The sequence below is a fragment of the Micromonospora sp. NPDC003776 genome, assembly GCF_053605645.1.
This window is the reverse complement of the sequence record NZ_JBSGJR010000265.1, coordinates 1-8973: the sequence shown is the minus strand read 5'-3', so window position 1 is coordinate 8973 and position 8973 is coordinate 1. Positions and strand designations below refer to the sequence as shown.

Below are 8973 nucleotides of genomic sequence, written 5' to 3'. Positions count from 1 at the left end.
ACCGGCGGTTGCGCGCGCACGACGACCCGTGGGCCGGTCTGCTCGGCCACCCGCCGGCGGCGGGCGACCCCGCCACCGTCGACGCGACCGTCGCCACCCACCTCGGCGCGCGGGTACCGGTGCTGCTCGTGCACGGCCGGGAGGACCCGGCGGTGCCCGCCGGCCAGATGCTCGACCTGGCGCACCGGCTGCTCGCCGCGGGCCACCCGGCGCACGCCTGGCTCACCCACGGCGGTCACGCCCTCGACCTGGCCCGCCCGGACATCCGGGCGGTCACCGCCGCGTTCCTGGACACCGTCCTGCCGCCGGGCTGAGCCGACTACGGTCAGGGGCATGCCCGACCTCGCCGCGATCGTCATCCACTGCCGCGACCCGTACCTGCTCGCCCCGTTCTGGAGCGCGGTGACCGGGCTGCCGGTGGTCGACGAGGACCGGGCGAAGCTGGCCGGGCGCTCCCTGGCCCCGACCGAGGCCGTGCTGCTGCGCGATCCGTCCGGGCACCGGCCGGACATCTGGATCAGCCCCGCCGACGGCCTGCCCGCCCCCGGCCGGATCCACCTCGACCTGGTCGGCGACGCCGAGGAGCGGGCCGCGGTGCTGGAGGCGGGCGCGACCGTGGTCCGTGAGCTGCCCCGGTGGACCGTGCTGGCGGACCCGGAGGGGAACGAGTTCTGCCTGCTCCCCCGCACCGAGGCGCACGCCGACCCGCTGCTCGCCGGGCACTGAGGTGCGGGCGGCGCCACCGACCCGTGGTCGACGGCGCCGCCGGCACGCCGCCTCAGCCGGCGGCCAGCTTGTTCAGGTCCAGCCGACCCCGGGCGAAGGCGTCCACCCGACCCCACCGGCCCGGAATGTCCAGCACCTCGATCCGGCCCATGCCCACCGGCAGCCGCGGGTCGACCGCCAGGTGCCCCTCGTGCGGCTCCAGCCCGAGCATGGTGCGGATCAGCAGCAGCGGGGTCCCGGTGGACCAGGCCTGCGGGCTGCACGCCGTCGGATACTCGACCGGGAACTTGGTCAGCTCCCGCTGGTAGCCGCCGAACGCCTCCGGCAGCCGGCCGTCGAAGTAGGTCGCCGCGTCCAGGATGCCGTTGGCGATGGTGGCGGCCTCCTCGGCGAAGCCGTAGCGGCGCAGGCCCCAGGCGATGAAGGAGTTGTCGAACGGCCAGATCGTGCCGTTGTGGTAGCCGATCGGGTTGTAGCGGACCTCGCCCTCGGCCAGGGTGCGCACCCCCCAGCCGGACCAGAGCCGGGGCCCGACCAGGTGCCCGGCGATCTTCGCCGCCCGGTCGTCGTCGACGATGCCGCTCCACAGCAGGTGCCCGACGTTGGACGTGAGCACGTCGCACCGCCGGCCGTTCGGGTCCAGGGCGAGGGCGTAGAACTCGCCGTCCGCCACCCACCAGTCCCGGTTGAACCGCTCCTTCAGCGCCGCGGCCTCCCGCTCCAGCTGGTCGGCGTACGCCGGGTCGTCCCAGAACTCCCGGGCGAGCCGGGCGGCCCGCATCTTCGCGTCGTACGCGTATCCCTGCACCTCGCAGGTGGCCCGGGGAAACGGTGGCAGCGTGCCGTCGGAGTACGAGATGGAGTCCCAGGAGTCCTTCCAGCACTGGTTCTCCAGGCCGGTGTCGGTGTTGCGGCGCTCGTACCAGATGTAGCCGTTGCCCACCAGGTCGGCGTAGTCGTCGATCCAGTGCAGTGCCGCCCGGCACTCCCGTTCCAACTCCTTGACCAGCGCGACGTCCCCGGTCCACTTCTCGTACTCGTCGAGCAGCACCACGAAGAGGGGCGTGGCGTCCACCGAGCCGTAGTACGGCGAGTGCGGCTGCTCCTCGAAGGCGGCCGTCTCCCCGTACCGCATCTCGTGCAGGATGCGGCCCGGGTCCTCGTCGCGGAAGTCGTCGAACCGGGTGCCCTGCAAGGCGCCGAGGATGCGCAGCGTGGTCTTGGACATGTCGGGTGCGAACGGCAGCACCTGGAGGCAGGTGAAGATGCTGTCCCGGCCGAACATGGTCATGAACCAGGGCAGGCCGGCGGCGGGCAGCGTCTGCCCGCCGAGGGAGAGTGGCGAGAACCGCAGCGCGGCCAGGTCCACCAGGCTGCGCCGGTACGTCGAGGACACCTGGCCGTGCTCGCTGTTCACCTTCGGCGCCTTGGCCATCCACTCCTCCAGGTCGTGCTGGAGGGCCAGCCGCTCGGTCCCGTGCGCGCGCAGCCCCATCCGCAGGTCGCGTCCGCCCGGGCCGACCGCGAAGGTCTGCACGTCGATGGCGGTGTCCCACTGCTCGTTGGGCTCCAGGTGGATGGTGTAGGCGAAACCCTCGCGGTCGTACCGGGCCGGCTGGGAGGAGGTGATCACGGTCTCCCGCCGGAAGTTGCCCCGCCGGTAACCGAGCCGCAGCCGGTCCGCCTCGGCCTCGCTGTAGGTCTCCCCCTTCTTGTTCAGGATCTCGTCCTTGACCTGGAAGAGGTCGGCGAAGTCGGAGGCCGCGGTCATCCGCACCTCCAGGTCCACCGGCTTCTCGTCGTGGTTGAGGATGGTCAGCGTCTCCCGGAAGCTGCCGCCCACCGCCCGCTCCCGGATGATCGACAACTTGGCGTCGACGTAGTGCGTGGCCATGCCGGGGACCAGGAAGAACCGCGCCTCGTAGTACTGGAGGTCGTCGTAGGAGAGGGCGTTGAGCCGCTCGCCGTTGACGGTCAGCACCCAGCGCGACAGGAACCGGGTGTCGATGGAGAAGAGGCCGGTCGGCTCGGACGGGGTGGCCTCGATGTCCCCGGTGTCCTCGGAGACCACGAAGGTGTTGCCGTCGAGGATCCGGACGGTGTTGGTGTCGGCCATCAGAATCCCTCCCTCCCGAACGCGTGATGCGGCCCCCGGGAGTCCGGTGGGCCGGGGAAGAGCCGCTCGACCTGGAGCACCAGCCGCAGGTCGCCCGCCACGGTCATGTCGCCCCGCAGCAGGGCCGAGATTGCGTTCTCCTGCCCGGTGACCAGCTCACCGAAGAGCCGGGGGGCGGTCCCCACCACCGTGTCGGCCTCCCGGTCCTCCTGCCGGACCTCGAGCTTGCCCCGGTCGATCTGCAGCAGCCAGTGCGTCGTCTGGGCCCCTTCGTGCAGGTCGAAACGCAGGGTCCCGGCGGTCTTCGCCAGCAGGGGCTCGAACCCCCGCCGGTCGAGGTCCTCGAAGAACCTCGTGGTCGCGTCCACCATCGGTTCCACTCCTCCCGCGATGCGCGGCGTACGGCGTGCGGCGTCCGAGGAGGGGTCCCCGCCGGGTACCCGGTCAACCTCGCCCGGTTCGGGTGAGCCGGGCGGTGCGGGCCGCCGCGGGCACGCGAACACCGGCCCCCGAACCGGAGGCCGGCGTCACCGCGACAGGCAGGTCAGTTGTTGGGTTCGTCCGCGCTGATGTCGGCGAGCACCGACTGGGGTTCCCGCTCGACGGCGAGGTCGCCCATGGAGACCAGCCCCACCAGCCGGCCGTCGTCGATCACGGGCAGTCGGCGGACGGCGTACGTCCGCATCAGGTCGGCGGCGGCGACCGCGTCGTCGTACTGGCTCACCGTCACCACGTCCTTGCTGGTGATCTGGTTGAGCCGGGTGGTGTTCGGGTCCATGTTCTCGGCGACGCCGCGGACCGTGATGTCCCGGTCCGTGACGATGCCGACAACGTTGTCGCCGTCGGTCACCACCACGTCGCCGATGGCGCTGTCGCGCATCTCCTGCGCCGCGGCGGTGAGGGTGTCGTTGCCGTCCATCGTCACCAACCGGGTCGTCATGAACTCTCCGACCGTCGTCATGGGGCTCCCCTCTCGGTGTCGGCACCGCCGTCTACCCGCCGCCCCGCCCGGGTAACCGGGCCGGACCGGCCGGTGACGGGGCGGCCGTCAGCCGCGCGGTGGCACCCCGTAGACCCGTTCGACGTGCAGCCGGAGCACCAGGCGACGCTCGGCGACCATGGCCCGGCGGAAGTCGTCCCAGTCCGGGTGTTCGCCCTGCACCGCCCGGTAGAGCCCGACGAGTTCCTCGACGGTCGGATCGTCCGGCCGCTCGGCCACCGGGGTCAGCTCGGCCCGGGCCTCCGCGACCGCGTACGCCCAGCCGTCCTCGCTGCTGACCTGGAAGCTGGCCCGCGGATCACGACGCAGGTTGGCGGTCTTGGCCCGCCCGTCGGTGACCGAGACGCGGATCAGACCCGACCCGCGGTCGAAGGAGTGGACCACATTGGACAGCTGGGGCCGGCCGTCCCGCTTGATGGTGGCGAGGATCCCGAGCCGGCGGCTCGCGATGAGATCGGTCAGGGCCTGCTGCATCTGCTCGTCCGCCATGGCGGCCTCCCGGGTCGAGACGTCGTGTCCGCCACCCATCCCACCGCACCCGACCCCCCGCCGCGCGCCATCCGCCACCCCGGGCCACGCCGATCTTGCACTTCCGGTGCCGACACAAGGCGCAAAGGCCGCGGAAGGCGGGCCGAAAGTGCAAGATCGACGCGGCGAGGCGGGTGGGCGGGCGGGCGGGCGGGGTCAGCGGGGTTCGGCGGCGACCAGTTCGGCCAGCTGCACGGCGTTCAGTGCGGCGCCCTTACGGAGGTTGTCGTTGGCGCAGAACAGGGCCAGGCCGTGCGCGACGGTCTCGTCGGCGCGGATCCGCCCGACGTACGTCGGGTCCTGGCCGGCCGCCTGAAGCGGGGTCGGCACGTCCGACAGGGCGACGCCGGGCGCGCCGTCCAGCAGCCCGTACGCCCGGGCCGGGCTGATCGGCCGGGCGAAGCGGGCGTTGATCTGGAGCGAGTGCCCGGTGAAGACGGGCACCCGCACGCAGGTACCGGAGACCTTCAGCCCGGGGATCTCCAGGATCTTCCGGCTCTCGTTGCGCAGCTTCTGCTCCTCGTCGGTCTCGAAGGAGCCGTCGTCGACGATCGAGCCGGCGAGCGGGAGCACGTTGAACGCGATCGGGCGGGCGAACGAGCGGGGGGCCGGGAACTCCACGGCGGACCCGTCGAAGGTGAGCCCGCTGGCGTGCTCCGCCACCTTGCGCACCTGCTCGTCCAGCTCGGCCACGCCGGCCAGCCCAGCGCCGGAGACCGCCTGGTACGTCGAGACCACCAGGCTGACCAGCTCGGCCTCCTGGTGGAGCGGGCGCAGCACCGGCATGGCGGCCATGGTGGTGCAGTTGGGGTTGGCCACGATGCCCTTCGGCCGGTCCGCGATGGCGTGCGGGTTGACCTCGGCGACCACCAGCGGCACCTGCGGGTCCATCCGGAACGCGGAGGAGTTGTCGATGACCACCGCGCCCGCCTCGGCGACCCGGGGGGCCAACTCCTTGGCGGTGCCCTTACCGGCCGAGAAGAGCACGACGTCCAGGCCCCGGTAGTCGGCGGTGGCCGCGTCCTCCACGGTGATCTCGCCGTCCCGCCAGGGCAGCGTGCGCCCGGCCGACCGGGCCGAGGCGAACAACCGCACCTGCTCCGCCGGGAAGTCGCGCTCCGCCAGCACCCGCCGCATCACGCCACCGACCTGGCCGGTGGCCCCCACAATGCCGATCCTCATGCCCGCGAGGCTACCCAGCCCGACGGGGAGAGCGGGAAACCTTTCCCACCGCCCGGGCCGACCGGCGTCGGTCCGGCCCTCCACCGAGACGGCCGTTCACCTGCAACGACCGCACGGAAGGATGGGCCATCGGCGGAGAAACATCGGCCGTGGACCGACCCGACCGCAGCACCTGCGTCCGTGGCCGGGCAGCGCCGCCCTCCCCGACGCGACCGGAATCACACTTCCCACCGCCGCACCCCGCGCCCAACCGCGCCCCCGTCCGGCCTCCGGCGCCCGGCGCCCGCCCGTCCGGCGACCCGCGACCCGCACCCCGTCCGGCGCCCCGCGACCCGCCCCGCGCCCCGCGCCCCGCGCCCCGCGCCCCGCGCCCCGCGCCCCGCGCCCCGCGCCCAGAGATCTTGGTACCAAATGGCCCCCTATAGGGGCCGATTACTTCCAAGATCTCCACCGATCCCGCGCTATGGATGCGCCATCCCACAAGGCAGGACGAGACGGGGCAAGGGAAGCGCGAGACGGGGCAAGGGAAAGCGCGAGACGGGGCAAGGGAGCGCGAGGCGGGGAGGCGGAAGGGGAAGGCGGAACGGAGGGAAGGCAAGGAGGCGGAGGTGGCGGCGTGGTCACCGCCACCTCGCCAGCGCCGAGCCTTCGTCAGGGGGTGTGGTCGACGACCTCGCCGAGGCCGGCGGCGACCAGTTCGTCCCGGATGACCGCCGAGTCGCCCTCCACGACCAGGGTGAGCGACTCGGGGTGCAGGTGCGTGGTGGCCGCCGCGGAGACCTCCTCGACCGTCGCCGCGAGCAGCGACTCGCGCAGCCGGGCGTGGTAGTCGTCCGGCAGGTCGTGCACCACCAGCGTGGTCAGCGCCGAGGCGATCGCGCGCGGGCTCTGCAGCTCGACGGAGAGCTGGCCGGCCCGCCACGAACGCGCCACCTCCAGTTCCTCCTCGGTCACCCCGGTCAACTGAGTACGCGACACCTCGCCGACCGACTCGACCAGGGCCGGCGCGGTCACCGCCGTCTGCACCCCCGAGCTGATCGCGAACCGCCCGAACCGGCGGGACGAGGCGAAGTCGCCCCGGATGCCGTACGTGTAGCCGTGCACCTCGCGGATCAGGTGGTTGAGCCGGGAGGTGAACGCCCCGCCGAGCACCGTCCCGGCGAGCGTCATCGGCACGTGGTCCGGGTGGGCCCGGTGCGGGGCGGGATGCCCGAGGCGGAGCGTGGACTGCACCGAGCCGGGCCGGTCGACGAGGATGACCTTCCGCCGGCCGGAGACCGGCACCTCGATCGGGCCCCCCTTCTCCACCGGCCCGCCGCCGGTGCCGGCGAAGGCCGCCGCGCCGAGCGCGTCCAGGTCGAGCCGGTCCAGGTCGCCGACGACGATCAGCGTCCCGGGACGGATGAACCACTCGGAGTGGAAGACGGTCACGTCGTCCACGTCCAGCGCGGCGACGCTCTCCGGGTCGCCGTACATCGGCCGGCCCCAGCGGTTGTCCGCGCCGAACAGGTCGGCGCGCAGCACTGCGTCCGCCCGCGGGCCGGGGTTGGCCCAGTCCATCCGCAGCGCGGTCGCCTCGTCGTCCCGGACCCGCAGCACGTCCGCCGGGTCGAGCCGGGGCGTCCGGACCGCCTCGGCGAGCAGCTCCACCGCGGCGCTCAGCCGGTCCACCGGGACCTGGACGCTGACCTGGAACGAGTCCCAGTCCAGCCCGGTCACCAGCTCGGTCCCGAGCGCCTCGATGGCCAGCGCGAACGCCGTGCTGTCCCGCTGCGCAGTGCCCTCCTCCAGGGCCTTGGCGAGCACCCCGCCCAGCCCCTCCTTGCCGACCGGCTCGCGGCCCGCGCCGGCGTCGAGGAGCAGCAGCGCGACGGCCAGGTTCTGCCCGGGCAGGTGCGCGGCGACGACCCGGCCGCCCGCGACGGTCCGGCGGACCACCTGCGGGAACCGGTACGGGCGGGCGGCGCCCGGGCCCGGCCGGGTGGCGATCAGCGTCATGGCTTCTCCTCGGGCTGGTAGGTCAGGGTCACCCGGTCGGCCGCGCCGAGCAGCTCGGCGGCCTGTGCGGCGATCTGCTCGGCGGTGACCGCGAGCCAGGCCGGCAGGCGCTCACCGATCTTCGCCGGGTCACCGAACTGGGTGGCGTACCGGCCGAGCACGTCGGCCCGGCCGTCCACCGTGGACATGTGCCGCCACCACTGGGTGCTCAGCAGCGCCTTGGCCCGGTCCAGCTCGGCGGCGGTCACCGGCACGGTGGCCAGCTCGTCGATGACGTCGGTCAGTCCGGCGCGCAGCCACTCGGCGTCCACCCCGGGGCGGGCGGTGGCGGTGGCGATCAGCGGGGCGGGCGCGTACGCCAGGTCGACCCCGTACGCCCCGACCAGGTCCGGCTGGGCGATCCGTTCCCCGTCGGCGAGCCGCTGGTAGAGCCGGCTGCCTCGACCCGTACCCAGGACGGTGGCGAGCACGGTGGTCACGTCGTACCCCGGGGTGCCGTAGGGGTGGGTGCGGTGCGCGACGTACACCCGGGGCGCGGGCACGTCGGCGGTGACCGTCTCGACGGCCGGCCGGCCGGTCGCCGGCACGGTCCGCCCGTCCGGCGCGGCGGGGATCTCCGCGCGCGCCGGGATGGCTCCGAAGTACTTGGCGGCCAGCGCGAACACCTCGGCGGCCGGGGCGTCGCCGACCACCGTGAGCACCGCGTTGTTCGGCGCGTAGTAGGTGGTGTGGAACGCCTGGAAGGTGGCCAGGTCGGCGGCGTTCAGGTCGGCCATCGACCCGATCGTCGCGTGGTGGTAGGGGTGGCCCGGCGGGTAGAGCAGCGGGAGCAGCCGCAGCCAGGCGTCGCCGTACGGGACGTTCTCGTAGCGCTGGCGCCGCTCGTTCTTCACCACGTCCCGCTGGTTGTCCAGCGTCTCCTGGGTGAGCGCCGGCACCAGGCCGCCCATCCGGTCGGCCTCCAGCCACAGCGCCAGCTCCAGGTGCTCGGCCGGAACCGTCTCGAAGTAGTTGGTCCGGTCGGGATTCGTGGTGGCGTTGAGCGACCCGCCGGAGCCCTGGATGAGCTTCATGTGCTCGGTCTTCGCCACGTTCACCGAGCCCTCGAACATCAGGTGCTCGAAGAGGTGGGCGAAGCCGGTCTGACCCGCGGGTTCGTGCCGGGAACCCACGTCATACCAGAGGCTGACGGCGACCGCGGGGGCGGTGCGGTCCTCGCTCACCACCACGCGCAGGCCGTTGTCCAGTCGGGTCGTCTCGATCGGCCAGGGGTAACCGCTGTCGGGCATGACCCGACGCTATCCGATCTCGCGGGCGGAAAGGGGATGCGCGGGGAGCATCGTCGGCGCGCGCCGGGGTACTCGCCGGACATGCCGTCCCCCGACCCGTCCGTCACCCGGCGCCTCCGGCTCGCGGCGCGCCG

At 73.3% G+C, this 8973-nt stretch carries 8 protein-coding genes and 1 pseudogene; 2 read left to right on the top strand and 7 right to left on the bottom strand.

The features are described 5' to 3' along the window. Positions 1-314: pseudogene (locus ACWEVO_RS20945) on the top strand (alpha/beta hydrolase); the annotation flags it as partial. Positions 315-333: 19 nt separating this feature from the next. After that, positions 334-726, top strand: coding sequence for a VOC family protein (locus tag ACWEVO_RS20940; protein WP_452309207.1), 393 nt, complete (start codon positions 334-336; stop codon positions 724-726). 52 nt (positions 727-778) lie between these two features. Here the strand turns inward: ACWEVO_RS20940 and ACWEVO_RS20935 are convergent, their stop codons facing one another. The 7 genes from ACWEVO_RS20935 to ACWEVO_RS20905 form a co-directional block, all read right to left on the bottom strand. Beyond that, a complete protein-coding gene (locus ACWEVO_RS20935) occupies positions 779-2842 on the bottom strand; it encodes an amylo-alpha-1,6-glucosidase (RefSeq protein WP_452309206.1) in 2064 nt (687 codons plus the stop codon). Beyond that, positions 2842-3213 carry an SCP2 sterol-binding domain-containing protein gene (locus ACWEVO_RS20930; protein ID WP_452309205.1) on the bottom strand — a complete coding sequence of 124 codons (372 nt, stop codon included), beginning with the start codon at positions 3211-3213 and terminating at the stop codon, positions 2842-2844. The genes ACWEVO_RS20935 and ACWEVO_RS20930 overlap by 1 nt, the downstream gene beginning before the upstream one ends. Before the next feature lie 173 nt (positions 3214-3386). Continuing rightward, on the bottom strand, positions 3387-3803 hold the full coding sequence (locus ACWEVO_RS20925; RefSeq protein WP_452309204.1) for a CBS domain-containing protein: 417 nt from the start codon (positions 3801-3803) through the stop codon (positions 3387-3389). An 87-nt stretch (positions 3804-3890) separates the two neighbouring features. Then, the gene (locus tag ACWEVO_RS20920) at positions 3891-4331 is read right to left on the bottom strand and encodes a PPOX class F420-dependent oxidoreductase (RefSeq protein ID WP_452309208.1); all 441 of its coding nucleotides are present in this window, start codon (positions 4329-4331) and stop codon (positions 3891-3893) included. Positions 4332-4526: 195 nt separating this feature from the next. Continuing rightward, positions 4527-5552, bottom strand: a complete 1026-nt coding sequence (locus tag ACWEVO_RS20915) for an aspartate-semialdehyde dehydrogenase (RefSeq protein WP_452309203.1) — start codon at positions 5550-5552, stop codon at positions 4527-4529. A 651-nt stretch (positions 5553-6203) separates the two neighbouring features. After that, a complete protein-coding gene (locus tag ACWEVO_RS20910) occupies positions 6204-7550 on the bottom strand; it encodes a M16 family metallopeptidase (protein ID WP_452309202.1) in 1347 nt (448 codons plus the stop codon). Continuing rightward, complete coding sequence (locus ACWEVO_RS20905; RefSeq protein WP_452309201.1) at positions 7547-8839, bottom strand: M16 family metallopeptidase; 1293 nt, start codon at positions 8837-8839, stop codon at positions 7547-7549. The genes ACWEVO_RS20910 and ACWEVO_RS20905 overlap by 4 nt, the downstream gene beginning before the upstream one ends. Positions 8840-8973: the final 134 nt, after the last annotated feature.

Excerpts from the sequence above, each read along its gene's own strand:
- ACWEVO_RS20940 (WP_452309207.1), top strand. The coding sequence starts at position 334 with ATGCCCGACCTCGCCGCGATCGTCATCCACTGCCGCGACCCGTACCTG.
- ACWEVO_RS20935 (WP_452309206.1), bottom strand. The coding sequence starts at position 2,842 with ATGGCCGACACCAACACCGTCCGGATCCTCGACGGCAACACCTTCGTG.
- ACWEVO_RS20930 (WP_452309205.1), bottom strand. The coding sequence starts at position 3,213 with ATGGTGGACGCGACCACGAGGTTCTTCGAGGACCTCGACCGGCGGGGG.
- ACWEVO_RS20925 (WP_452309204.1), bottom strand. The coding sequence starts at position 3,803 with ATGACGACGGTCGGAGAGTTCATGACGACCCGGTTGGTGACGATGGAC.
- ACWEVO_RS20920 (WP_452309208.1), bottom strand. The coding sequence starts at position 4,331 with ATGGCGGACGAGCAGATGCAGCAGGCCCTGACCGATCTCATCGCGAGC.
- ACWEVO_RS20915 (WP_452309203.1), bottom strand. The coding sequence starts at position 5,552 with ATGAGGATCGGCATTGTGGGGGCCACCGGCCAGGTCGGTGGCGTGATG.
- ACWEVO_RS20910 (WP_452309202.1), bottom strand. The coding sequence starts at position 7,550 with ATGACGCTGATCGCCACCCGGCCGGGCCCGGGCGCCGCCCGCCCGTAC.
- ACWEVO_RS20905 (WP_452309201.1), bottom strand. The coding sequence starts at position 8,839 with ATGCCCGACAGCGGTTACCCCTGGCCGATCGAGACGACCCGACTGGAC.